The sequence below is a fragment of the Achromobacter sp. MUI-25009338 genome, assembly GCF_057359325.1.
This window is the reverse complement of record NZ_CM170627.1, coordinates 1,646,008-1,670,590: the sequence shown is the minus strand read 5'-3', so window position 1 is coordinate 1,670,590 and position 24,583 is coordinate 1,646,008. Positions and strand designations below refer to the sequence as shown.

General features: G+C 69.2%; 23 protein-coding genes. 13 read left to right on the top strand and 10 right to left on the bottom strand.

The features are described from left to right. Positions 1 to 36: 36 nt before the first annotated feature. The 4 genes from AC1IQ6_RS07925 to AC1IQ6_RS07910 all read right to left on the bottom strand — a co-directional run bounded on the left by AC1IQ6_RS07925 (position 37) and on the right by AC1IQ6_RS07910 (position 4,252). Positions 37 to 822 carry a crotonase/enoyl-CoA hydratase family protein gene (locus tag AC1IQ6_RS07925; protein ID WP_485866096.1) on the bottom strand — a complete coding sequence of 262 codons (786 nt, stop codon included), beginning with the start codon at positions 820 to 822 and terminating at the stop codon, positions 37 to 39. Further along, the gene (locus AC1IQ6_RS07920) at positions 815 to 2,029 is read right to left on the bottom strand and encodes a CaiB/BaiF CoA transferase family protein (protein ID WP_102772767.1); all 1,215 of its coding nucleotides are present in this window, start codon (positions 2,027 to 2,029) and stop codon (positions 815 to 817) included. The genes AC1IQ6_RS07925 and AC1IQ6_RS07920 overlap by 8 nt, the downstream gene beginning before the upstream one ends. A 158-nt stretch (positions 2,030 to 2,187) precedes the next feature. Continuing rightward, positions 2,188 to 3,171, bottom strand: coding sequence for a tripartite tricarboxylate transporter substrate binding protein (locus tag AC1IQ6_RS07915; protein ID WP_485866095.1), 984 nt, complete (start codon positions 3,169 to 3,171; stop codon positions 2,188 to 2,190). A 76-nt stretch (positions 3,172 to 3,247) separates the two neighbouring features. Then, positions 3,248 to 4,252 (bottom strand): LysR family transcriptional regulator, encoded by a 1,005-nt coding sequence (locus AC1IQ6_RS07910; RefSeq protein ID WP_111827109.1) that lies wholly within the window; start codon positions 4,250 to 4,252, stop codon positions 3,248 to 3,250. A 316-nt stretch (positions 4,253 to 4,568) separates the two neighbouring features. On the opposite strand from AC1IQ6_RS07910, the gene AC1IQ6_RS07905 reads away from it, so the two are divergent. The 10 genes from AC1IQ6_RS07905 to AC1IQ6_RS07860 all read left to right on the top strand — a co-directional run bounded on the left by AC1IQ6_RS07905 (position 4,569) and on the right by AC1IQ6_RS07860 (position 15,189). Further along, a complete protein-coding gene (locus AC1IQ6_RS07905) occupies positions 4,569 to 5,486 on the top strand; it encodes an SDR family NAD(P)-dependent oxidoreductase (protein ID WP_102772770.1) in 918 nt (305 codons plus the stop codon). 8 nt (positions 5,487 to 5,494) lie between these two features. Continuing rightward, positions 5,495 to 6,370, top strand: a complete 876-nt coding sequence (locus tag AC1IQ6_RS07900) for a MaoC family dehydratase (protein ID WP_102772875.1) — start codon at positions 5,495 to 5,497, stop codon at positions 6,368 to 6,370. Next, positions 6,367 to 7,839: a 3-oxoacyl-[acyl-carrier-protein] synthase III C-terminal domain-containing protein gene (locus AC1IQ6_RS07895; protein WP_485866094.1), complete on the top strand. Its 1,473-nt coding sequence runs from the start codon at positions 6,367 to 6,369 to the stop codon at positions 7,837 to 7,839. The genes AC1IQ6_RS07900 and AC1IQ6_RS07895 overlap by 4 nt, the downstream gene beginning before the upstream one ends. Then, a complete protein-coding gene (locus AC1IQ6_RS07890; protein WP_102772772.1) occupies positions 7,820 to 9,025 on the top strand; it encodes an acetyl-CoA acetyltransferase in 1,206 nt (401 codons plus the stop codon). Before AC1IQ6_RS07895 ends, AC1IQ6_RS07890 begins: the two co-directional genes overlap by 20 nt. 43 nt (positions 9,026 to 9,068) lie before the next feature. Next, positions 9,069 to 10,220: an acyl-CoA dehydrogenase family protein gene (locus AC1IQ6_RS07885; protein WP_485866093.1), complete on the top strand. Its 1,152-nt coding sequence runs from the start codon at positions 9,069 to 9,071 to the stop codon at positions 10,218 to 10,220. A gap of 14 nt (positions 10,221 to 10,234) precedes the next feature. Next, complete coding sequence (locus AC1IQ6_RS07880) at positions 10,235 to 11,431, top strand: CaiB/BaiF CoA transferase family protein (RefSeq protein ID WP_479731281.1); 1,197 nt, start codon at positions 10,235 to 10,237, stop codon at positions 11,429 to 11,431. Positions 11,432 to 11,459: 28 nt separating this feature from the next. Beyond that, positions 11,460 to 12,440, top strand: a complete 981-nt coding sequence (locus tag AC1IQ6_RS07875) for a Bug family tripartite tricarboxylate transporter substrate binding protein (protein ID WP_485866092.1) — start codon at positions 11,460 to 11,462, stop codon at positions 12,438 to 12,440. 91 nt (positions 12,441 to 12,531) lie between these two features. Then, positions 12,532 to 13,941: an NfeD family protein gene (locus AC1IQ6_RS07870; RefSeq protein ID WP_111827104.1), complete on the top strand. Its 1,410-nt coding sequence runs from the start codon at positions 12,532 to 12,534 to the stop codon at positions 13,939 to 13,941. Positions 13,942 to 13,956: 15 nt separating this feature from the next. Further along, a complete protein-coding gene (locus AC1IQ6_RS07865; protein WP_111827103.1) occupies positions 13,957 to 14,739 on the top strand; it encodes a slipin family protein in 783 nt (260 codons plus the stop codon). Between the two features lie 66 nt (positions 14,740 to 14,805). After that, complete coding sequence (locus AC1IQ6_RS07860) at positions 14,806 to 15,189, top strand: RidA family protein (RefSeq protein ID WP_102772777.1); 384 nt, start codon at positions 14,806 to 14,808, stop codon at positions 15,187 to 15,189. Between the two features lie 15 nt (positions 15,190 to 15,204). Here the strand turns inward: AC1IQ6_RS07860 and AC1IQ6_RS07855 are convergent, their stop codons facing one another. After that, positions 15,205 to 16,101, bottom strand: a complete 897-nt coding sequence (locus tag AC1IQ6_RS07855; RefSeq protein WP_485866091.1) for a LysR family transcriptional regulator — start codon at positions 16,099 to 16,101, stop codon at positions 15,205 to 15,207. Between the two features lie 71 nt (positions 16,102 to 16,172). On the opposite strand from AC1IQ6_RS07855, the gene AC1IQ6_RS07850 reads away from it, so the two are divergent. From AC1IQ6_RS07850 to AC1IQ6_RS07840, 3 genes are all read left to right on the top strand, one after another. Further along, the gene (locus tag AC1IQ6_RS07850) at positions 16,173 to 17,420 is read left to right on the top strand and encodes a CaiB/BaiF CoA transferase family protein (protein ID WP_111827102.1); all 1,248 of its coding nucleotides are present in this window, start codon (positions 16,173 to 16,175) and stop codon (positions 17,418 to 17,420) included. After that, complete coding sequence (locus AC1IQ6_RS07845) at positions 17,417 to 17,899, top strand: MaoC family dehydratase (protein ID WP_102772780.1); 483 nt, start codon at positions 17,417 to 17,419, stop codon at positions 17,897 to 17,899. The genes AC1IQ6_RS07850 and AC1IQ6_RS07845 overlap by 4 nt, the downstream gene beginning before the upstream one ends. A gap of 72 nt (positions 17,900 to 17,971) precedes the next feature. Next, on the top strand, positions 17,972 to 18,937 hold the full coding sequence (locus tag AC1IQ6_RS07840) for a Bug family tripartite tricarboxylate transporter substrate binding protein (protein ID WP_209166117.1): 966 nt from the start codon (positions 17,972 to 17,974) through the stop codon (positions 18,935 to 18,937). A gap of 57 nt (positions 18,938 to 18,994) precedes the next feature. On the opposite strand, the gene AC1IQ6_RS07835 is transcribed toward AC1IQ6_RS07840, so the two are convergent. The 5 genes from AC1IQ6_RS07835 to AC1IQ6_RS07815 form a co-directional block, all read right to left on the bottom strand. After that, a complete protein-coding gene (locus AC1IQ6_RS07835; protein WP_102772781.1) occupies positions 18,995 to 19,369 on the bottom strand; it encodes a tautomerase family protein in 375 nt (124 codons plus the stop codon). A 112-nt stretch (positions 19,370 to 19,481) separates the two neighbouring features. Further along, positions 19,482 to 20,735 (bottom strand): quaternary amine ABC transporter ATP-binding protein, encoded by a 1,254-nt coding sequence (locus AC1IQ6_RS07830; protein ID WP_111827100.1) that lies wholly within the window; start codon positions 20,733 to 20,735, stop codon positions 19,482 to 19,484. After that, the gene (locus AC1IQ6_RS07825) at positions 20,732 to 21,589 is read right to left on the bottom strand and encodes an ABC transporter permease (protein WP_485866090.1); all 858 of its coding nucleotides are present in this window, start codon (positions 21,587 to 21,589) and stop codon (positions 20,732 to 20,734) included. The genes AC1IQ6_RS07830 and AC1IQ6_RS07825 overlap by 4 nt, the downstream gene beginning before the upstream one ends. Before the next feature lie 177 nt (positions 21,590 to 21,766). After that, a complete protein-coding gene (locus AC1IQ6_RS07820) occupies positions 21,767 to 22,768 on the bottom strand; it encodes an ABC transporter substrate-binding protein (protein WP_102772784.1) in 1,002 nt (333 codons plus the stop codon). Between the two features lie 440 nt (positions 22,769 to 23,208). Then, complete coding sequence (locus tag AC1IQ6_RS07815; RefSeq protein ID WP_485866089.1) at positions 23,209 to 24,468, bottom strand: class I SAM-dependent methyltransferase; 1,260 nt, start codon at positions 24,466 to 24,468, stop codon at positions 23,209 to 23,211. Positions 24,469 to 24,583: the final 115 nt, after the last annotated feature.

Below are 24,583 nucleotides of genomic sequence, written 5' to 3'. Positions count from 1 at the left end.
GGTTTTCTCCTTGTCTCCTGGTTGTCGTCATCGGCTTCAGGCGCGCGCGTTGTCCAGGTATCCGTCCAACGCGCGCGCATGCTCCTGCGTATGGTGGGCCAGCGCCTGGAAGCCGGCCGACAATTCCAGCAACGTATCCAGCCGCGTGTGCTGCCCCTCGCGCAACAGGCGCTTGGTCAGCCGCAGCGCGTGGCCCGAGTGCTGCGCGATTTCCTGCGCCAGCGCCATCGCGGCCGGCAGCAGCGCTTCCCCGGCCAGCACTTGCGACACCAGCCCCATCTGCAAAGCCTGCGCGGCGTCGACGCTGCGGCCGGTGAAGGCCATTTCGCAGGCGCGCGACATGCCGACGGCGCGCGGCAGCAGCCACGCCCCGCCGTCGCCCGGCGTCAGGCCGAGCTTGACGAAGCTCTCGGCGAAGCGCGCCTGCTCCGCGGCCAGGCGGATATCGCACATGCAGGCCAGGTCGCAGCCGGCGCCGATGGCCGGCCCGTTGACCGCCGCGATGGTCGGCACTTCCAGGTTGCACAGCGCCAGCGGCACGCGCTGTATGCCGTCGCGGTAGGCCTGGCGGCTGCGCACCGGCTCGCCCAGGCCGGCGCCGACCGTGGCGTCCAGGGTCTTGAGATTGCCGCCCGAGGAAAACACGCCGTGCGATCCGGTAAGCACCACGGCGCGCACCGACATGTCGGCGTTGACCTCGGCGCACACGTCCACCAGCGCGTCCACCGCGTCGGCGTCGGACAGCGCGTTGCGCGTGGCCTGCCGGTCCATGGTCAGCAGCAGCACCGCGCCGTGCCGTTCGCGTTTCAGGAAATCACTCATGTTCCGCTCCCGCCTCCACGGTCACGCCGTCGCGCAGCAGCGCGTCTATGTCTTCGTCCCGGTAGCCCGCCTCCTTCAGCACTTCCACGCTGTGCTCGCCCAGCCGCGGCGCCGGCCGCGACGGATCGGGCGGCGTGCCGGACCAGCGCGAGGGCACCGCCATCATGCGCAGCTTGCCCTCGCTGGGATGGTCGACCGTGTTGAAGAAGCCGATCGCCTCCAGCTGCGGATCGCGCAGCAGCGACTCCACGCTGTGCATGGGCATGGCCGGAATGTCCGCGGCCTCGAACGCCGCCAGCCAGTCCGCGGTGCTGCGGGTGGCGATCGCGTCCGCCACCAGCCGGTAGAGTTCGTGGATGTGCTGGGTGCGAGCGCCGATGTCGCGCAGCCGCGGATCGGTCTCCATGCGGCCCGGCTGGCCGATCAGCTCGAAGAAGGCCGCCCACTGCTTGTCGGCGTACAGCAGCACGCAGATGTGGCCGTCCAGCGTGGCGTAGGGCCGGCGTTCGGCGTTCAGTATCCGCGGATAGCCTGGCGGCCCCAGCGGCGGCTCGAAGGAATGGCCCGCCATGTGGTCGCCCAGGATCAGCTGCGCCATGGTTTCGAACATGGGCACGTCGATGGCCTGGCCGCGCCCGGTGCGCGCGCGATGGTAGAGCCCGGCGCTTACCGCGTTGGCCGCGCTGATGCCGACGATGCGGTCGGCGATGGCGCTGGGCGCGTAGCGCGGCGTTTCGCTGCCGGCCTGCACCGACAGCGCGGGTATGCCCACCGCGCCCTGGATCAAATCGTCGTAGGCGCCGCGCGCCGCGTACGGGCCGCGCTGGTCGTAGCCGTAGACGCCCACGTACAGGATGGCGGGATTGGCGCGCGCCACCGCTTCGTACGACAGCCCGAGGCGCGCCATGGCCTGCGGCCGCACGTTGTAGATCAGCACGTCGCAGGTCGCCGCCAGCCTGAGCAGCGCCTCGCGGCCGGCCGGGCGCTTGAGGTCCAGCACGATGCTGCGCTTGCTGCGGTTGGCGTGCAGGAAAATCCCGCCCATGCCGCGGTGGCGCGCCGGGCCGATGCCGCGCACGCTGTCGCCGCCCGGCGCCTCGACCTTGATCACGTCCGCGCCCAGGTCCCCCAGTATCTGCGTGGCGTAAGGCCCCATCAGCACCGCGGTGACGTCGAGGATGCGGACTCCTTGCAGCGGCCCGTTCATGCGCCGCTCCCGCGGCGCCCTGGCGCCCGGCCCATCCCTGCTACCCACATGGCCCCTCCCTTTTCAGAATGCCTTGCCGGACATCCTAGGGAAGAACCACACACGCCGGAAATACTATATTTGGGTCGGCCGATACATCGAAGATATTGGCTGCGCACTCAGCGCGGCACGGCGCCGATCTGGCGCGCCAGATCGGCGTAGCGCACGCCCTCGGCGCGGATCAGTTCGGCGAAGTCCTTGCTGCCCGTGCCCACCACCTCGCCGCCGCTTTGCTGCGCCAGCTGCGCGCGCAGCGCCGGGTCGTCCATCACCCGCAGCATCATGTCCTCCAGCTTGCTGGCCACGGGCGCCGGCGTGCCGGCGCGGATCGCGAAACCGATGAACACATAGAGCGAATAGCCCGGATAGCCGGCTTCCTGCACGGTGGCCACGTCCGGCAGCAATGGATGGCGCCGGTCGCCGGCCACCGCCAGCGCCCGTATCTTGCCCGAGGCCACCAGCGGCGCGGCCCCGGCGATGTCTATCAGCGCCAGGTCCACCGAACCGCCCACCACGTCGGCCACCGCCTGCGCCGCGCCCTTGTACGGCACCTGGTTGAAGTCCACCCCGGCCCGCCTGGCGAGGTCCAGCGCGCCCAGGCGATAGGTGTTGCCGTAGGTGCCCAGGCTGACGCCGCCCTTGTCGCGTCTGGCCGCCTCGACCACGTCGCCCAGCGTCTTGTACGGCGAAGCCGCCGACGCCACCAGCACGGCGACGTGGCGGGTCACGTTGAGCACGGGATACAGGTCCTGCGGACGATACGGCAGGTCTTTCACGAACAGCGGATTGATCACCGTGGCGCTCGGGCTGATCAGCACCACGGTATAGCCGTCGGCGGGCTCGTTGAGCGCCACCTGGGTTCCCAGCGACAGTTCCGCGCCGGGCCGGTTCTCGACCAGGATGGCCTGGCCCGCGGTCTTGCGCAGGTATTCGGCGAAGGTGCGCGTCATGGTGTCGCCGCTGCTGCCGGGACCGATCGGCACGATGAAGCGGACCGGACGCGATGGATAGGCGTCCGCTTCGGCCGCGGCGGCGGGCGTCGAAGCAAACAGCGCGAGGCAGGCGAGCACGGCGGCGCGCCACGCGGTTCTGGCAACGGACATGGTTGGGTCTCCTCGGGTTCTTGGAGCCTGTCACGATAGCCACAAGCATCCCGCCGTGCCATGCCGGAACCGGGGATCAGCTATGCATGGTCTGAACAGCCGTCTGCCAGGCCGCGGCCCAGCGCGCCTCGCGCCGCTGCGCGGCCTGCTGCAGCCGCACGAAGTGTTCTTCCAGCACCGTCACCAGGCAGCGCTCGACCGCCAGGCTGGCGCGGTTGATGCGGTGCTTGGCGCCGGTGGCGCAGAAGGTGTGCAGCGTCAGCGCCGGCTCGACGATGCGCGAGATGGCGAGGTCGCCCTCGTCCAGATAGTCCTCGATGCGATGCACCTGCGTGATGGCGTAACGGTGGCAGCGGCGCACCACCTCGCGGATCATGGCGCCCGAGTTGATCTCCAGTTCGGCGCTGAGATCCAGCTGCATGTCGCGGGTGCGTTCGCGCACCACCGCCTCGACGGGGTTGGGCGAAGGCGGCATCACGATGGACAGCCCGTTCAGCGCGGCCAGCGGCACGGTGGGCGCGCGCAGCAGCGGAGAATCGCGCCGGCCCAGCAGCACCAGGTCGGACGAGAACAGGCGCCGCGCCTGTCCGGGCGGCTCGGCGTGGGCGCTGTTGAAGACGCCGATGTCCAGCTTGCCGGCGGCCAGCCGGTCCATCACGTCGCGGCTGTAGCTTTCGTGTATGACCAGATGGATGCGCGGGTACTGCGTGGATATCCGGTTGACCAGCATCGACACCGGGCCTTCGGCGGCCCAGCGCGGCAGCGCGATCTCGACGGTGCCGGAGGGCTGCTCGTTGGTGGAGGCCGCCAGTTCCAGGAAACCGGTGGCGCCGTCCAGCAGTTCCTGCGCCACCGGCAGCAGGGCCACGCCCAGTTCGGTCAGCAGCACGCCGCGGCCGGTGCGGTTGAACAGGCGCGCGCCCAGTTGCTCCTCCAGCTCCAGCACCCGGCGGCTGAGCATGGACTGCGAGCAGCCCCGCAACACCGCCGCCTGCGAAAAGCTGCCCGACTCCGCGGTGGCCACGAAAGCGGACACGTTCTCGATCTTCAGCTCATCGGCTGCACGGACTACCAGCTTCACTTTCTGTCTCCTGTACGGACGGAAAAGCCTGCGTCGTGATTTTTTTTCCGATCATATCAGGGCGTATCCGGCGCGCCGCGCCTGCTGCGTTGCGGCATGCGCGCGGCCACGGCGGCGCGCGGCTATGGCGGATCGGGGTCAACCCGCAGGGCTGCGCAATCCCCGCTTGCTGCCGCGCAGCACGGCCGCGCGGGCCGAGCATTGCCGATCCTGCATACCTGCCATCCGCTGCGCGTGGTTACCCGGCCGCCACGCCGTGCCTACAGTTCTCGCATCCCGTTTCTGCTTGAACGGTTCAACCTGCCGAGGAGACAAAATGGCTGGAGTACTTGAAGGAAAAGTCGTGCTGGTGACCGGCGCCGGTCGCGGCGTGGGCCGGGAGATCGCCTTGCTGGCGGCGCGCCAGGGCGCCGCGGTGGTGGTCAACGATCTGGGCGGCAGCCCCAATGGCGACGGCGAGGGCACGCTCGACCCGGCCGCCGAAGTGGTGGCGGCGATCCGCGAGCAGGGCGGACGCGCCGTGGCCAACGGCGAAAGCGTGTCCGATCCGGACGCCGCGCAGCGCATGGTGCAGGCGGCCATCGACAACTTCGGCAGGCTCGACGGCGTGGTCAACAACGCCGGCATCCTGCGCGACCGCATGTTCCACAAGATGAGCCACGTCGACTGGCAGCAGGTGCTGGACGTGCACCTGCAGGGCACCTACAACGTCAGCCGCGCGGCGGCCGCGATGTTCCGCGAACAGCAGTCCGGCGCCTATGTGCACATGACCTCGGCCGCCGGCCTGGTGGGCAATATCGGCCAGGCCAATTACTCGGCGGCCAAGCTGGGCATCGTCGGCATCTCGCGCTCGATCGCGCTGGAGATGGCGCGCTGCAACGTGCGCTCGAACTGCGTGTCGCCGTGGGCCTGGAGCCGGCTGATCGGCACCCTGCCCGACGAGACCGAAGAACAGAAGCGGCGGCTGGAGCGCTTCAAGCAGATGACCGCCGACAAGATCGCGCCCATGGTCGTCTACCTGCTGTCGGACCTTGCCAAGGACGTGAGCGGCCAGATCTTCGGCGTGCGCAAGAACGAAATCATGCTGTTCAGCCAGCCGCGTCCGCTGCGCAGCGTGCATCGCTCCGAAGGCTGGACGGTGGAGGCCATCGCCGAGCATGCGATTCCCGCCATGCAGACCAGCCTGGTGCCGCTGGAAAGCGCGCGCGAGGCGTTCGCCTGGACTCCGGTATGAGGCCCGCCATGACATTCGATCCCGACAAGCTGCTGCATCGCCATTTCGAACCGGTGCGGCAGACCTATACCTCCAAGGACTCGATCCTGTACGCGCTGGGCCTGGGCCTGGGGCGCGACCCGCTGGACGCGCGCGAACTGCCTTTCGTCTATGAAGAGCGGCAGCTCGCCGTGCCGACGCAGGCCGCGGTGCTGGGCTATCCCGGCTTCTGGATGAAGGAGCCCGACACCGGCATCGACTGGCGCAAGGTGCTGCACGCCAGCCAGTCGGTGCAGCTGCACCGCCCGCTGGCGCCGGCCGGCACCGTCATCGGCCGCACCCGGGTCCGGAACATTCTGGACAAGGGGCCGGACGTGGGCGCGCTGTTCTTCGTCGAGCGCACCCTGGAGACGCCGGACGGCGAGCTGCTGGCCACCGTGGAACAGGCGGTGATGGCGCGCGGCAACGGCGGCTTCGGCGGCCAGAGCGGGCCCTCGCCGGCCGCGGTCCGGCTGCCCGACGGCGCGCCCGACCATGTCTGCGAGCTGCCCACGCTGGCCGGGCAGGCCTTGCTGTACCGCCTGTCGGGCGACCTGAATCCGCTGCATGCGGACCCCGAGGTGGCGCGCAGCGGCGGCTTCGACCGTCCCATCCTGCACGGCCTGTGCACCTACGGCATCGCCTGCCATGCGCTGTTGCGCATGCTGTGCGGCTACGACCCGGCGCGGCTCAAGCGCATCGACGTGCGCTTCAGCGCGCCGGTCTATCCCGGCGAGACCATCCGCGTCGAGGCCTGGGGAAGCAGCGGCGAGGTGCGCTTCCGGGCCATCGCGCTGGAGCGCGAAAAAGTGGTGCTCAACAACGGACTGGCCGTGATCGACGCGGCCGGGGGGGCCGGCGCATGAGAGGCATACTTTCCTTCGGCGCCTATGTCCCGCGGCTGCGCCTGCAGCGCGCGGCCATCGTGCGCAGCCACGCCTGGTACGACGCCTCGCTGGCGGCGCATCGCGACGGCGCCCGGGCCATGTGCAATTTCGACGAGGACGCCGTCACCATGGCGGTGGAAGCCGCGCGCGACTGCCTGGCGGGACTGGACGCGCGCTCGGTGGACGACCTGATGCTGGCCTCGACCTCGCTGCCCTACGCCAGCCGGCTGAACGCCAGCATCGTCGCGCAGGCCTTGAACCTGGACGAGGACATCGGCGCCGTCGACATCGCCGCTTCGCAGCGCGGCGCCACCTCGGCCCTGATGCAGGCGCTGCGCGGCGGCGCCGGACGGCGCACGCTGGTGACGGCGAGCGACCGCCGCAAGTCCAAGGCGGCCAGCGCGCAGGAGCTGCTGTACGGCGACGCCGCGGGCGCGGTGCTGGTGGGCGAAGGCGAGGTCGTCGCCGAACCGCTGGCGCTGGTGAGCCGCACCGTTGACATGGCCGACCACTACCGCGGCGCCGGCTCGGCCACCGACACCTATTGGGAAGAACGCTGGATACGCGAGCAGGGCCACGCCGCGCAGATTCCGCAGGCGATCTCCGCGGCGCTGCGCCAGGCCGGGCTCGAACCCGGCCAGGTCGACAAGCTGTGCGTGGCCCTGCCGCAGAAAGGCGCGGCCCAGCGCATCGCCAAACAGACGGGCATCGCCGCCGAGCGCGTGCACGACACGCTGGGCGCGACCGTCGGCAACGCCGGCTGCGCCCACCCGCTGCTGATGCTGGCGCATGCGCTGGGCGCGGCCGAGCCCGGACAGGTGCTGGTGCTGGCGGCGTTCGGACAGGGGGTGGACGTGCTGGTGCTGCGCACCACCGCCGCGCTCGCGGCCCTGCCCCCGCGCCTGGGCGCGCAGGGCTGGCTGGCGCGCGGCAAGGCCGAGGACAACTACATGAAGTTCCTGGTCTTCAACGACCTGCTGACGCTGGAGCGCGGCATGCGCGCCGAGCAGGACAAGCTGACGCCGCTGTCCGTGGAATACCGCAACCGCAAGGCCGTGCACGGCTTTCTGGGCGGGCGCTGCGCAGCCTGCGGCACGGCGCAGTGGCCGCGTTCGGAAGTCTGCGTCAACCCTGCCTGCGGCGCGACCGGCGCGCAGCAGGAACTGCCGTTCGCCGACACCCCGGCCCGCATCATGAGCTATACCGCGGACCGCCTGGCCTACACGCCCAATCCCCCGGCCTGCTACGGCATGGTGCAGTTCGAAGGCGGCGGCCGCCTGATGATGGACTTCACCGACGTGGACGAAGACGAACTGGCCGTCGGCCTGCCGATGCGCATGAGCTTTCGCATCAAGGCCTGCGACGCCGCGCGCGGCTACACCCGCTATTTCTGGAAGGCGACGCTCGCCGCTCCGATGGAGAACATGCATGGCAACGGGAATTCGTGACAAGGTGGTGATCCTGGGCATGGGCTGCTCGCGCTTCGGCGAGCGCTGGGACTGCGGCGCCGAGGACCTGGCGGTGGAGGCCTTCGGCGAATGCCTGCGGGACGCCGGCATCGACAAGTCGCAGATCCAGGCCGCATGGCTGGGAACCGGCATAGAGACCCAGCATCTGGGCAACGGCGGCGTGCCGCTGGGCGTGGCGCTGCGCCTGCCCAACATACCGGTGTCGCGGGTGGAGAATTTCTGCGCCTCGGGCTCGGAAGCGCTGCGCGGCGCCGCCTACGCGGTGGCCTCGGGCGCCTGCGATTTTGCTTTGGCCTTCGGCGTGGAGAAACTGAAGGACACCGGCTACGGCGGCCTGCCGCAGCGTCCGCGCGGCCCGCTCAACGACATCGTCTGGCCCAACATCAGCGCGCCCGGTTCCTTCGCTCAACTGGCCAGCGCCTACCGCGCCAAGCACGGCATCGACGCGCGCGACCTCAAGCGCGCCATCGCCCACGTGTCGGTCAAGAGCCATGCCAACGCCGGCCGAAATCCCAAGGCGCACCTGCGCAATCCGATCAGCATGGACGACGTGATCAACGCGCCGATGATCGCCGAGCCGCTGGGCCTGTACGACTGCTGCGGCGTCTCCGACGGCGCCGCCTGCGCCATCCTGACCACGCCCGACATCGCGCGCGGCCTGGGCAAGCGCGACCTGGTCGCCATCAAGGCCCTGCAGCTGGCGGTGTCCAGCGGCAGCGAGGCCGGCCACGACAGTTGGGACGGCAGTTACTTCCAGACCACGCGGGTGGCCTCGGCGCGCGCCTATGAAGAGGCCGGCATCGCGCGGCCGCGCGAGCAGATCGACCTGCTGGAGGTGCACGACTGCTTTTCCATCACCGAGCTGGTGACGATGGAGGACATGCACATCTCGCCCGAGGGCCGCGGTCCGCACGACGTGCTCGACGGCTTCTACGACGCCGACGGCGTCATTCCCTGCCAGATAGACGGCGGCCTGAAGTGCTTCGGCCACCCCATCGGCGCGACCGGGCTGCGCATGGCCTACGAGATGTACCTGCAGATGCAGGGACGCGCCGGCGAGCGCCAGCGCGCCGACGACCCCGCCATCGGCGTGATCCACAACCTGGGCGGCTTTCCGTGGCAGAACGTGTGCAGCGTTTCCGTGCTGGGCAGGTACGGCGCCTGAACCGCGCCCCCAAACGAGTCGGAGAGGAGAAAACAACGTGTTGATGGATGAATACCAATCGCCGTGGCGCACGCACGAGGTCGCGCAGTTCCAGGAGACCGCGCGCCGCTACTGGAACGCCGAACTGCTGCCGCGCGTGCCGGCCTGGGAAGCGCAGGGCCATGTCGACCGCGAGGTCTGGAACCGCCTGGGAGGGATGGGATTCCTGCTGGCCGACCTGCCGTCGGAATACGGCGGCGGCGACGGCGATTACGCGCACCTGGCGGCGCTGGTGGAGGTCAGCGCCGAATGCGGTTTCGGCCCCGGCTTCGGGCCGCACTACATCGTCGGCCACTATCTGCATCATTACGGCAGCGAAGAGCAGAAGCGCCGCTGGCTGCCGGGCATGGCCAGCGGCGAGATCGTCGCCTCCATCGGCATGACCGAACCCGGCGCCGGCTCCGACCTGCAGGGCATCAAGACGCGCGCGCGGCGCGACGGCGACAGCTACGTGGTCAATGGTTCCAAGACCTTCAACACCAACGGCCATCATGCCGACCTGGTGATGCTGGCGGCCAAGACCGACGCCAGCCTGGGCGCCAAGGGGGTGTCGCTGCTGATGGTGGAGACGCGCGGCCTGGCGGGCTTTCGCCGCGGCGAACCGCTGGACAAGGTCGGGCTCAAGGCGCAGGACACGGTGGAACTGTTCTTCGACGAGGTCCGGGTGCCCGCGGCCAACCTGCTGGGCGCCGGCGAGGGCCAGGGCTTCGCGCAGATGATGGCGCAGCTGCCTTACGAGCGCCTGCTCATCGGCATACGCGCGGTCGGCAGCATCGAACGCGCGCTGCGCCTGACGCTGGAGCACGTGCAGCAGCGCCAGGCCTTCGGCCAGCCGCTGTTCAAGCTGCAGAACACCCGCTTCGAGCTGGCGGAGATGAAGACCGAGGCGGCGCTGGCGCGCGTGTTCATCGACCAGTGCATCGCCTGGCAGCAGGAGGGACGGCTGGACGCCGCCACCGCCGCCATGGCGAAATGGTGGGGCACGCAGAAGGAATGCGAGACGGTCGACCGCTGCCTGCAGCTTTTCGGCGGCTACGGCTTCATGCGCGAATACCCGATCGCGCGCATGTACATGGATTCGCGCGGCCAGAAGATCTACGGCGGCGCCAACGAGGTGATGAAGGAAATCATCGCCCGCCAGCTGGCCCCGCGATGAGGGAGGACACCGCCATGACAGGTCCCCTGGCCGGGCTCAAGGTGCTGGACATCGCCACCGTCCTCGCCGGCCCTTTCGCCGCCACGCTGCTGGCCGACTACGGCGCCGACGTGCTCAAGCTGGAACTGCCGCGCAAGGGCGACGGCATGCGCGCGTTTCCGCCGTTCAAGGACGGCAGGAGCATCTGGTGGAAAACCGCCCAGCGCGGCAAGCGCTTCGGCACGCTGGACTTGCGCGTGCCCGACGGCGTGGCGCTGTTCAAGCAGCTGCTGCCGCAGTTCGACGTGCTGATCGAGAATTTCCGCCCCGGCACGCTGGACCGCTGGGGCCTGACCAAGGAAGTGCTGTGGTCGCTCAGGCCCAACCTGGTCATCCTGCGCGTGACCGGCTTCGGCCAGTCCGGCCCTTACTCGGAGCGCCCCGGCTTCGCCCGGATCTTCGAGGCCATGGGCGGCCTGACCACCGTGACCGGGCATCCCGAGGACGAGCCCATGCACGCGGGCGTGCCGCTGGGCGACTCCATCGGCGGGCTGTTCGGCGCCATCGGCATACTGACCGCGCTGTGGCCGCGCGCGCGCGATCCCGGCCGCCCGGGCGAGGAGATCGACCTCTCGCTCACCGAGTGCATCACGCGGCTGCTGGACTTCATGCCCGGCGTGTACCAGCAGCTGGGCACGGTGCCGACCCGCAACGGCAACCGCAGCCCCTACTCCGCGCCTTCGGCCGTCTACCGCACGCGCGACGGCCACTGGGTGTCGATGGCGGGTTCCATCGACTCCATGTTCGCCAACAACTGCCGCGCCATCGGCCGTCCCGAACTGGCGCTGGACCCGCGCTTCGCCGACAACGCCAGCCGGGTGGTGCACGAACAGGAACTCAACCGCGTCTTCATCGAATGGTGCGCGGCCCACGACCTGCAGGACGTGCTGGCCGCCTTCGACCGGGCCAACGGCACGCTGGCGCCGATCTACACCATAGACCAGGTCGTCAAGGACCCCCACGTGGTGGCGCGCCGCTCCATCGTGGAAGTGCCGGACCGCGACTTCGGCATGCTGCAGATGCCCAGCGTGGTGCCGCGCTTCACACGCGATCCGACCGAGCCCACGCACGCCGGCGCGGGGCTGGGGCAGGACAACGACGCCATCTACGGCGAGCTGCTGGGCCTGGCGCCGGACCGCATCGCGCAGCTGCGCACCGACGGCGTGATCTGAACGCGCGCCGCGCACAAGGAGACATGACATGCATCATGCAATCCGCCACACCGCGTTGGCGATGGCCGCCGCGGCGGCGCTGGGCCTTGCCGGCGCCGCCGCGGCCGGCGCCTATCCCGAACAGCCGGTGCGGCTGATCGTGGCCTACCCCGCGGGCGGCGCGGTGGACGGCGCCGCCCGCATCCTGGCCGAACGGCTGGGCGCCGTGTGGGACCAGCCCGTCATCGTGGAGAACCGGCCCGGCGCGTCCGGGCGCATCGGCGTGGCGCTGGCCGCCAAAAGCCCGCCCAGCTACACGCTGGTGGCCGTCACCAACTCCACCATCAACGAACAGCTGGGCCGCGAGACGGCCGGCGCGCCGTCGTCGGCGGCCGGCCTGCTGCCGGTCTCCACGCTATTCACCACGCCGGTGGCGCTGCTGGTCAACCGCCAGGCGGTCCCGGCCGACACGCTGGCGCAGTACGTCGCGATGGCGCGCGACAAGCCGGGCGCGATCAGTTTCGGCTCCAGCGGGGAAGGCACCACCACGCATTTCTTCGGCGAACTGCTCAAGCGCGACAAGCAGATCGACATCACCCACGTGCCCTTCGCCGGCGAAGGCCCGAACCTCACCGGGCTGCTGGGCGGCCACGTGGGCAGCGCCTTTCTCAGCGCCTCGGGCGCCACCAAGGCAGCCCAGACCGGCAAGACGCAGGTGCTGGCCGTGACCACGCCGGGCGGCTCGCCGCTGCTGCCCGGCGTGCCCAGTTTCGCGCAGCTGGGCGTCGCCGGGCTGGACCGCGACACCTGGGTCGGCCTGTATGCGCCCGCGGGCACGCCGCAGCCGGTGCTGGACCGCGTCGCCCGGGCGGTATCGGAGGCGCTGTCCTCGCCGGCGGTGCGCGAGCGCTATGCGCAGCTGGGCCTGATCGCGGAAGGCGGCAGTCCGCAGGACCTCGCGCGGCGCATGGAAGACGACCGCCAGTACTGGACGCAGGCGGTGCAGCGCACGGGGATCTCCTTGCGCTAGTCTCTGAATCGCGTAGTGGAAGTGGTACTCTGGACACAGCCGGCCGGGCGCCGCGCCGCCCGCCCCTCGGAGCAACCAGGAGGAATCCGCCATGGCCTCCCCGATCCAGAGCCTGATCTGCGCAACACGCAGGCTGTGCGGCCTCGCCGCGCTGCTGGCGGCGGCCGTGCTCGGCGCCACGGCCGCGATCGCCGCGCCCCCCGCCGACTCGCGCAGCGCCGTGGTGCTGACCCTGGACGGCATCGTCGGCCCCGCCACGGCGGACTACCTGGTCCGCGGACTGGCCGCCGCGCGCGAACAGAACGCGGCCGCGGTAGTGCTGCGCATCGACACCCCCGGCGGGCTGGACGCCTCGATGCGCGACATCATCCGCGCGATCCTGGCCTCGCCGGTTCCCGTGATCGCCTACGTGGCGCCCAACGGCGCGCGCGCCGCCAGCGCCGGCACCTACATTCTTTACGCCAGCCATCTGGCGGCGATGGCGCCGGCCACCAACCTGGGCGCGGCCACGCCGATCTCGCTGGGCGGCAGCCCGCCGCGTCCGGCCGAGCCGCCCGCCGGCAAGCCTGAGGCGGGCGCCGACAAGGCCCCGCCCCAGCCCGCCCGTGACGCCAGCGAATCCAAGGCCATCAATGACGCCGTGGCCTACATACGCGCGCTGGCCGCGCTGCGAGGACGCAATGCCGACTGGGCCGAGCAGGCGGTGCGTTCGGCCGCCAGCCTGTCGGCCGGCGAGGCCCGCGCGCAGAACGTGGTGGACCTGATCGCCGACGACCTGCCCGACCTGCTGGACAAGGCCGACGGGCGCAGCGTGCGGGTCGGCAACAACGAAGTCACGCTGCACACCCGCGGGCTGGCGCTGCAGGAGCGCGAACCCGACTGGCGCACCCGGATACTGAGCGCGATCACCAATCCCAACCTGGCGCTGATGCTGTTGATGGTGGGCGTCTACGGGCTGATCTTCGAATTCATGAGCCCGGGCGCGCTCTACCCCGGCGTGGTCGGCGCGATCTGCCTGCTGGTGGGCCTGTACGCGCTGTCGGCGCTGCCGCTGAGCTACGCCGGCGCGGCCCTGGCGCTGCTGGGCATCGTGCTGATGGTGGCCGAGATCTTCACGCCCTCGCTGGGCGCGCTCGGCATCGGCGGCGCGGTCTCGTTCGTGCTGGGCGCGCTGCTGCTGGTCGACACCGATACGCCGGCCTACGAGGTCTCGCTGCCGCTGGTGGCCGGCGTGGCCGTCGCCAGCCTGGGCATGACCTTTCTGATCGGCCGGCTGGCGCTGCGCTCGCGCCGCGCGCCGGTGGTCAGCGGCGTGGACGCGCTGATCGGCCGGCGCGTGCAGGTCCTGAGCTGGAACGGCGCGCAGGGCTATGTCATGGCCGAGGGCGAACGCTGGCGCGCGCAGGGACCCGCCGGCCTGGCCGCCGGCGATCCGGTGGTGATCGAATCCGCGCAGGGGCTGACCCTGCGCGTGCGGGCCGATGCCGGCGCGCCGCATTGACGACAGGAGTCTGCCATGTTGATGAACCTTGCTTTCTACGGTCCCATTCTGGTGCTGGCGCTGGCGCTGTTCGCTGCGTCCGTGCGCATCCTGCGCGAGTACGAGCGCGGCGTGATCTTCACGCTGGGCCGCTTCACCGGCGTCAAAGGGCCCGGGCTGATCCTGATGATCCCCGTGGTCCAGCAGATGGTGCGGGTGGACCAGCGCGTGGCGGTGTTCGACGTGCCCACCCAGGACGTGATCTCGCGCGACAACGTCTCGGTCAAGGTCAACGCCGTCATCTACTTCCGCGTCATCGATCCGGAGCGCTCCGTGATCCAGGTGGAGAACTTCCGCCAGGCCACCAGCGAACTGGCGCAGACCACGCTGCGCTCGGTGCTGGGCAAGCACGACCTGGACGAAATGCTGTCCGAGCGCGACAAGCTCAACAACGACGTACAGGAAATCCTGGATTCGCAGACCGACGCCTGGGGCATCAAGGTAGCCAACGTGGAGATCAAGCACATCGACCTGAACGAAGGCATGGTGCGGGTCATCGCGCGCCAGGCCGAAGCCGAGCGCGAGCGGCGCGCCAAGGTCATCCACGCCGAGGGCGAGGAGCAGGCCGCGCAGATGCTGCTCAACGCCGCGCGCACGCTGGCGCAGCAGCCGGAGGCCATGCAGCTGCGCTACCTGAGCACGCTGGCCATGATAGGCGCGCAGAACAATTCGACCATCGTGTTTCCCTTCCCCACCGAGCTGGGGCAGGCGCTCAAGGGCCTGGTCCAACAGGCGCAGGATCGGCAGCCGCCCGCCTGAATCGGCTAGCATCGGGGCGGCCGGCCGCCCGCGCCGGCCAACTTCCACCCAACCAGGAGACCTTCGATGACACGCCGCGCATTTTCCAGTGACCGCACACCGCCGCCGGCCGGCACCTACAGCGTCGCCGTCCAGGCCCAGGGCCTGGTCTTTCTTTCGGGCCAGACCCCGCGCGACGTCCACAACGTGCGCCACGGCGACAAGCCCTTCGCCGAGCAGGCGCGCATGGCGCTGGACAATCTCCAGGCGGCGGCCGAGGCGGCCGGCCTGTCGCTGCACGACGCGGTCAAGGTCAACGTGTTCCTGAAGAACCCGGCCGACGCCAAGGAATTCGACGCGATCTACGCCGGCTACGTCGGCGATCCTGCGCCGGCCCGCACGCTGACCCAGTCCAACTTCGCCGGCTTCGACATCGAGGTCGACGCCATCTTGGCGGCCCGCCAGGGCTGACCCGCGCCCGCCGCCTCAGGCGGCGAGCGCCAGCATGCTGTCGCGTAGCCGCAGCACGGCGGCGCACGAGGTGTCTCGGTGCGTCACCAGCGACAGCGACAGCGCGCCGCGCGCATCGGCATCGGCCAGCGGCACGAAGGCCACGTGCGGCGTGGAATACGCCCGCGTCACCCCGGGCACCAGCGCCAGGCCCAGGCCGCTGGCCACCAGGCTGACCAGCGTCTGCACCTGGATCGCCACCTGGCTGACGCGCGGCGAAAAGCCGGCCTTGCGGCACAGCGCCAGCGCCACGCCGTGCAGGCCAGGCACCTTGAGCGGCGAATACAGCACGAAGTTTTCGGCGCGCGCCCGCTCCAGGCGCACCGGCCCGCCGGCGGCCAGCGGATGCCCGACGGGCACCGCCAGGATCAGGTCGTCGCGCTCCACCACCCACGAGTCCAGCGACTCGTCCTCCTCCAGCGGCCCGCGCACCAGGCCGGCGTCGATGTCGTTGGCGCGCAGCATGCCCACCAGCCCGATAGTGCTGTCCTCGCGCAGGTCCAGTTGCAGGTCCGGATACTGGGCGCGGAACTGCGGCAGGCAGCGCGGCAGCAGCATGTAGGTGGCCGATCCCACGAAACCCAGCCGCAGCAGGCCCCATTCGCCCAGCGCCACGCGGCGCGCAGCCTGGCGCGCCTGTTCGGAGTGGAACAGCGCCCGGCGCGCGTCGGCCATCAGGGCCTGGCCGGCCGGCGTCGGGGTCACGCCCTTGGCGCCGCGCACCAGCAGCGGCACGCCCACCGCGTGTTCCAGCTTCTGGATCGAGACCGACAGCGCCGGCTGCGCGATGTGCAGCACGTCGGCGGCGCGCCGGTAGCTGCCCAGCTCCGCGATGGTCACGAACTGCCGCAGCTGGCGTAGATCGATAGCCATAACAAATTCCATATCACCCAATACCTAAGCCATATTAGACGCGTATGCGCGGGGCCGATAGCATTTCCCCCATGACTGCTACCCCTCTCTCCCAAACCCGCGCGCTGGGCGGCGTGCGCGTCCTGGACCTCAGCTCCGTGGTGTTCGGCCCCTATGCCTCGCAGATACTGGCCGACTACGGCGCCGACGTGGTCAAGGTCGAGGCCCCGGCCGGCGACTCCACGCGCCGCACCGGCCCGGCGCAGGAGCCGGGACTGGCCGCCATCTTCCTGGGCCTGAACCGCAACAAGCGCAGCATCGTGCTGGACCTGAAGCAGCCGTCGGCGCGCGAGGCGCTGCTGGCGCTGGCGGACCAGGCCGACGTGCTGATGCACAGCATGCGTCCCGCCAAGATGGAGGCGCTGGGGCTGGGCCCCGAAACCTTGTGCGCGCGCAACCCGCGGCTGGTGTATGCGGGGCTGTACGGCTTCGGCGCGGGCGGCGCCTACGACGGGCGCCCGGCGTATGACGACATCATCCAGGGGCTGTCGGGCCTGGCCGACCTGGTCGACCGCCAGACCGGCACGCCGCGCTACCTGCCCACGGTGGCGGCCGACAAGACCTGCGGCCTGGTCGCCGCGCACGCCATCCTGGCCGCCCTTTTCCAACGCGAGCGCACCGGCCGGGGCCAGCAGCTGGAAGTGCCCATGTTCGAAAGCATGGCCTCGTTCGCGCTGGTCGAGCACTACTACGGCAGGCATCTGCGCGACGAGCCCGGCGAGGCCGGCTATCCGCGCGCGCTGACGCCCAACCGCCGGCCCTGCCGCACGGCCGACGGCCATATCTGCCTGATGCCCTACACCGACGCGCACTGGCGCGGCTTCTTCATCGCCGCCGGCCGCCCGGACCTGGCCGAAGACCCGCGCTTCGCCGACATCTCGGCCCGCACCCGGAACATCGAGGCGCTGTACGAGCTGCAGGCCGGGATCGTGGCCGCGCACGACACGGCCTACTGGCTGGCGCTGTGCGAGCGCCTGGAGATCCCGGCCGCGCGCATCAACCGGCTGCAGGACCTGGAGAACGATCCGCACCTGCAAAGCGTGGATTTCTTCGTGCCGCTGGAAAGCGCCTGCGGCAGCCGCTACCGCTTTGTGCGCAATCCCGTGCGCATGCAGCATTCCCAGGTGCCGCCGGCGATGCCGCCGCGCCTGGGCGAACACACGCGCGAGGTGCTGCGCCAGGCCGGCCTGGACGACGCCCGCATCGACGCGCTCCTGGAAACCGGCGCCGCCCGCGACGCGCTTTCCGCAACCCTCGACGACAGCAAGGAACCCGCATGACCGCTGACCAAAACCGCGCCGCCCCCGCGCAGCTCGGACTGGGCTATTACTGGCAGGACCTGGCCGTGGGCCAGCGCTTCCATACCTTCCGCCGCACGGTGACCGAAACCGACATCGTGAACTTCATCAGCGCGACCGGCATGCTGGAAACCATCTTCATCGACGCGACCTACGCGCAGGGCGCCATCCAGGGCCGCCCCGCCCCCGGCGCGCTGACCTACGCCCTGATCGAAGGGCTGATCCTGCAGGGCATGGTGCAGGGCACCGGGCTGGCGCTGCTGGAAGTGCACAAGAAAATGCTGGCCCCCGTGGTGGCGGGCGACACCATCTGGGCGGAGGTCGAAGTGACCGAGGTGCGGCCCACGTCCAAGCACAACCGCGCCATCGTCACGTCCGCCATCGAGGTCCGCAACCAGCACGGCAAGCCGGTCATGAGCTACACCGCCACCCGCATGCTGGCGGGCCGGCCGGCCGCCTGATCCCCCGTAATCCACAGCGCCCCGCAGAGGGCGCGGCCCGGCGCCATTCTCATAAGCACAAGGAGACAAGACATGAAAAAAGCATTGCTGGCGGGCGGCCTCGCCCTGTTGGCGCTGACCGGCGCGGGCAGCGCCCAGGCCGCCTGGCCCGAACGCCCCGTCACCATGGTGGTGCCCTTCCCGCCCGGCGGCCCCACCGACCTGGTCGCGCGCGTGCTGGCCAAGCAGCTCACCGACCAGCTGGGCCAGACCGTCGTGGTCGAGAACAAGGGCGGCGCCAACGGCAATATCGGCATGCAGTACGCGGCCGCCGCCAAGCCCGACGGCTATACGGTGCTGTACAACACCTCGTCCATCGCGCTCAGCCCCAACCTCTACCGCTCGCTGGCCTTCGACCCGGTCAAGGACTTCACGCCGGTCTCGTCCACCGCGGTCATCCCGCTGGTGCTGCTGGTGCATCCCTCGGTGCCGGTGAAGAACACGCAGGACTTCGTGCAATACGCGCGCCAGCATCCGGGCAAGCTGTCTTACGGCTCGGCGGGCGCGGGCAACGTGACCCACCTGGGCGCGCTGTTGCTGCTGCGTTCGCTGGACATCGACGCGGTGCACGTGCCCTACCGCGGCAGCGCGCCGGCCATGACGGACCTGGTCGGCGGGCAGGTGCAGTTGATGACGAATACGCTGAACGATTCGCTGGGCTTCGTCCGCGAGGGCAAGCTGCGCGCCCTGGCCGTGACCAGCAGCGCGCGCAGCGACCAGCTGCCGGACGTGCCCACCGTGGCGGAGACGGTGGCGCCGGGATTCTCGATGGGCGCCTGGCAGGGCGTGGTGGTGCCGGCCGGCACGCCGGCGCCGGTGGTGGAAAAGCTGAACGCCGAAATCCGCCGCGCGCTGCAATCGCCCGAAATGCAGAAGCAGCTCAAGGCGCAGGGCGCGCAGACGCTGGGCTCCACGCCCGAGGAATATGCCGCTTACATCAAAAGCGAGATCGCGCGGTGGGGCGAGGTGGTCAAGGCGGCCAACGTGAAGCTGGATTGACGGGGATCAGAAAGTACGCCCCGCCGCCGGGCCGCCCCAAGGCGGGGCAGCCCCCCCTTACCGGCCTGCAGCTTTGGCGCTGATGCCGTTGGCGACGCCCATGTCGACCTTCGGCACATCGCGGATCACCACGCGCACCTCGTCGCCCGACATGTCCACGGTCGAGCAGACTGCCTGGTTCAGCGCGGCCATCAGAGCGGCCTTCTTGGCCTCGTCGCGGCCCTCGATCATGTCCACGTCCACGCGCGCCATGCGCTTGCCGATCTCGCCGGCCACGATCACGTGTTCCGCGGGCACTTCCTGCAGCACGATGCGCACGCTGGTCTCGGGCGCGGCCAGGCTTTCGGCGACGGCGCGCGACGCGGCCTTCAGCAGCGCGGTTTTCTGGGAGGCCGAATGGCCTTGCATGATCTGGACATTCAAAAAGGGCATGATGGTTTCCGAAGTTCCGAATGAGGACGGGCCGGAAAGTCCGGCCCGTCGCTCATGATATCCGGACTTTGCCCGCGCCGCGGCCGCGATCCGGATACGGATCTACCCTGATTCAGGCGGCCTGGTCGCGGCGCTCCGGCTCGGGTTCGGCCTGCGGTGCCGCCTCGGCGTCGGCCGGCGCCGGCGTATCGGCCAGGGCCGGCGTGACCAGTTCCACGACCTTCTTGCGCGACAGCATGCCGATGAACTCGTCGTCCTCGCCGGTCACGGCCACGGGCTGGTCGCTGTGGACCAGCTGGGCCAGCACTTCGCCCAGGCCCGCGGTGGCTGGCACGGAGGCCAGGTCCTCGACGTAGCGCGAGACGTCGCGCACGCCGTCGGCGATGGCGCGCTCGGCGGCCTCGGCCGTCAGCACGCCCGCCAGGCGCTTGCCGTCCAGCACCGGCGCGTACTCGTAGTCCAGCGCGCGCATGCGGTCCATGGCGTGCGCGGGGCGCGAACGCATGGTCAGGGTCAGGCGCGCCGGGTTCACGGCGTGCGTGGCGTTCAGCACCTTGGTGCGGTTCACGTCCTGCAGGAACGACTGCACGTAATCGTTGGCCGGGTTCAGCAGAATGTCCTCGGGCGTGCCTTCCTGCACCAGCTCGCCGTCCTTGAGGATGGCGATGCGGTTGCCCAGGCGCAGGGCCTCGTCCAGGTCGTGCGTGATGAACACGATGGTCTTGTTGAGCTTGGCCTGCAACTGCAAGAGCTGGTCCTGCATCTCGCGGCGGATCAGCGGGTCCAGCGCCGAGAAGGCTTCGTCCATCAGTAGGATTTCGGCGTCGGTGGCCAGCGCCCGGGCCAGGCCCACGCGCTGCTGCATGCCGCCTGACAGCTGGTGCGGATACTGGTTCTCGAAGCCCGACAGGCCCACCTGGTCCAGCCATTCGCGGGCGCGCTGCTCGCGCTCGGCGCGGCCCACGCCCTGCACGGTCAGGCCGTAGGCGGCGTTGTCCAGCACGGTGCGGTGCGGGAACAGGCCGAAGCGCTGGAACACCATGCTCATCTTCTTCTGGCGGAAGACTTCAAGGTCGCGCTTGTTCAGGCTCACCACGTCCACGCCGTCGACCAGGATGTGGCCGGCGCTGGGCTCGATCAGGCGGTTGAAGTGGCGGATCAGCGTGGACTTGCCGGAACCCGACAGGCCCATGATGACGTAGATGCTGCCTTCTTCGATGGACAGGCTGATGTCGCGCAGGCCCAGCGTATGGCCGCTTTCGGCCAGCAGCTGTTCCTTGCTCATGCCGTTCTGGGCGGCCTGCAGCCATTTCTTCGGGTGCGGCCCGAAAATCTTGTAGATGTTCTTGACCTCGATCTTGCTCATCGCTGGCCTCCCTTGCGCATGCGCTGTCCATACGATTGCGTGATCCGGTCGAACAGCACGGCCAGCACCACGATGCCCAGGCCCGCGAGCAGGCCGCGGCCCACTTCCAGGCGGTTGATCCCGAGCAGCACTTCATAACCCAGGCCGCGCGCGCCGATCATCGAGGCGATCACCACCATGGACAGCGCCATCATCGTCGTCTGGTTGATGCCCGCCATGATGTTGGGCAGCGCCAGCGGCAATTGCACGCCGAACAGTTGCTGGCGCGGATTGGCGCCGAAGGCGCGCGAGGCCTCCAGCACTTCGCGGTCGACCAGGCGGATGCCCAGGTCGGTCAGGCGGATCAGCGGCGGCACGGCGTAGATGACGGTGGCGATGATGGCGGGGATCTTGCCCAGGCCGAACAGCATCACCACGGGAATAAGGTACACGAAGCTGGGCATGGTCTGCATCACGTCCAGCACCGGCAGCATGCCGGAACGCAGCCAGTTGACGCGCGCCATCAGCACGCCCAGCGGGATGCCGATAAGCACGGACAGGCCGGCGGCCATGATCATCAGCGCCAGCGTCTGCATGCCGGCGTCCCACAGGCCCAGCACGCCGATCACGCACAGCAGCAGGCCCATCGCCAGGCTCAGGCCGATGCGGCGGCTCACGCCCCAGGAGATGGCCACGGTGACCAAGACCACGGCCCACCACGGCGAGCTGCGCAGCAGCTGCTCCAGCCACACCAGCGCGTGCAGGACGGGCTGGGACATTTTTTCCAGCGTATCCGCGTAGTTGGTGACCAAATGATCGACGAAACCGTCGATCGCCCCCCGGACCTGCCGGGCGGGAATAATTTCAGGAAACATTCGTTCTACTCCATTCTGGCGCGCTCGCCGCCCGCATCGAAGCCGCGCATGGCGGCGGCAGACGGGGCGAAGACACCAAGAGGCCCGCGGGGCGGGAGCCGTCCGCCAGGCCAGCGGCACGGCAGACCGGCCCGGGAGTGGGCCGGTGCGCGCCTCGGCGGCGCGCAGCCAGGGTGTTTACAGCGCGCTTTGGACGCGCCCGGCAACGTCGGCAGGCACCCATTTGGTCCAGACGTCGGGCTTGTTCTTCAGGAACCACTTGGCCACGGCGCCGGACTCGTCGCCGGACTCTTCCATGTGGGCCAGGGTCTCGTTGATCACGGGCAGCGGCACCGACACCTTGGACAGGAATTCGGTGAGCTTGGGGGCCTCCTCCGAGAACTTGGTGTTTACGGCCGTGAAAACGGGATTGTCGGGATAGGCGCTGGGCTGGGGATTGGCGCACTTGGGCGCGGTCAGGCACTTGTGCTTTTCCGCGTCATAAGGCGGCAGCTCCAGTTTGACCAGGTCCATGGAGCCGACCAGCGGCGTGGGCGACCAGTAGTAGAAAACGACGTTCTGCTTGCGCTTGTAGGCCGACATCAGGGCCGCCTTCTGCGCCGCGCCCGTGCCGGGCGAATACAGGGTGTAGGTGTCGTCCAGCTTGAGCGCATGGAACAGGTTGGTGCTGGTCACTTCGCAGCCCCAGCCCGCCGGGCAGCCGTAGAAGCGACCCTTGCCGGGCTCTTCCGGGTCCTTGAACTCGTCCTTGAACTTCGGCAGGTCGGCCGCGGACTTCAGTTCCGGCAGGCGCTCGGCCGTGTAGCGCGGGATGTACCAGCCTTCGGCGCCCATGTAGAGCTCGCCGACGCGCTTGACCTTGCCGGTCTTCTCGGCGCGCTCCCAGGGAGCGGCCACGCTGTTCAGCCAGATTTCGGTGTTGATGTCCAGGTCGCCGCGCTCGAGCGCGGCCAGGGCGGGCAGGGTCTCGGTGGGCAGGGTTTCGGTCTTGCAACCGTAGCCCTTTTCCATGATGAATCGTTCGACGTCGACCAGGACCAGGTTGGATTCCCAGTTCATGGCGCCGAAGTTGACGGGGCGCTTGAGTTCGCACTGAGGCGCGTCGGCGGCCTGGGCCGAACCGGCGAATGCAAAGAACACGGCCGCGGCGACCAGAGTCTTGACAGGGGTGAAACGCATTGGCTTTTGCCTCCATAGGTTCAGGGACACACGCCGGGCCAGGCCCGTGGGTGCCATGGAGCTAAGGGGGTTGTGCGGAAGACGGGCAGAACCGCCAATACAAACCGACACTAGCAACAAGACCGTCCGCGAGGGTGCGGGATCTTGCAAGACAGGAGCTTCAAAAACGCGGTTTTTGAAAACCCACAGAAAGTGAACAAACTGAACGAAGAAGCGAGCATCTTAAACGAAATTGCCGCTCAACCCAAGCCCCGCCCGAACAAAACAGATACATTTCAGGAAAAACGCCCCCGGGATAACCCGGAGTCCGCAGGGGTAAGCCGCCGATTTTCCCTGGGAAATTCTGTCCGAAGCGTAAGGTTTCATTTAGTAAAGAATATATTCCTATTAATACATTCATACCCTTTTCCGGAGCGGCCAAAACGCCGTTTGCGCGCCGCTCAACGTTCCTGGTACATGTAATCGCGGCGCCACGGATAGGCCAAGTCGGCCGGATCGTCGAGTTCGTCGGCGCGTCCGCCGGCCGGCGGCTGGGCCAGCACCTGGTGCAGCGCGATCCAGCCGTGCTCGAAGCCCATGGCGCAGCCCGCCAGGTAGAGCCGGTAGGCCCGCAGCGAGCGTTCGCCCTGCGGCCCCGACAGTATCTGCGCGGCTTCGGGCAGGCGCGCCTCCAGTGCGTCGCTCCAGGCCCACAGGGTACGCGCGTAGTGCGGGCGCAGGTTTTCGACGTCCACCTCTTCCAGCCCGCCGTTGGTCAGGGTTTCCAGCACCACGCTGATGTGGGTCAGCTCGCCGCCGGGGAAGATGTACTTCTCGATGAATTCGCCCATGCCGTTGCCGAGTTCGGCGTTGTAGACCCCGGCCGCGGTGATGCCGTGGTTCATGATCAGCCCGCCGGGCTTGAGCAGGCGGCGCAGCTTGGCGAAATAGGACTCCAGTTGCGCCCGGCCGACGTGCTCGAACATGCCGACCGACGCGATCTTGTCGTAGGGGACGGATTCGTCCAGCTTGCGGTAGTCGAGCAGTTCCATGCGCACCCGCCCGCCCAGGCCTTTTTCCTCGATCAGGCGGCTGACATAGGCGTGCTGGTTGCGCGACAGCGTGATGCCGGTGGCGTCCACGCCATAGTTTTCGGCGGCCCACAACAGCAGGCCGCCCCAGCCCGCGCCCACGTCCAGGAAACGCTCGCCCGGCCGCAGGCGCAGCTTGCGGCAGATATGGTCGAGCTTGGCTTCCTGGGCCTGGGCCAGCGTCATGTCGGGACGGCGGTAATAGGCGCAGGAATACACCCGGCGCGGGTCCAGCCACAGCGCGTAGAACTCGTCGGACAGGTCGTAGTGGAATTCGATCTGCTTGGCGTCGCGCTCCACCGAGTGGCGCCACACCGACATGACCTTGCGCACTAGCTCGGTCAGCCAGCCGCCGCGGGCCGCGTCCACCGGCGAACCCGGCAGCAGCGCCGCGGCCGCGGCCATGACGTCGCGCATATTGCCTTCGATGTCGATGCGGCCTTCGACGTAGTCCTGTCCAAGAATGCCGACGGCGCCTTCGGCCAGGTGGGCCAGCGCCGCCTTGTCGTGGGCCACGAAACGGACCCGCGGCTCGGGGGCCCCCAGCACGGCGCCGTCGGGCAACACCAGCTGGACGGTCACGGGCAAGGCCTGCAGCTTGCGTTCCACTACAGACAACAAAGGATTCACGGCTACTCCCCTGGATGCGTACGGACCTCGACGACTTTATCGGAAAAAAGCTGACACTTGAGTGTAAGGTGGCCCGTGATACAGTCTGTGATTTGGTCCAAAACGCGCAACAAAC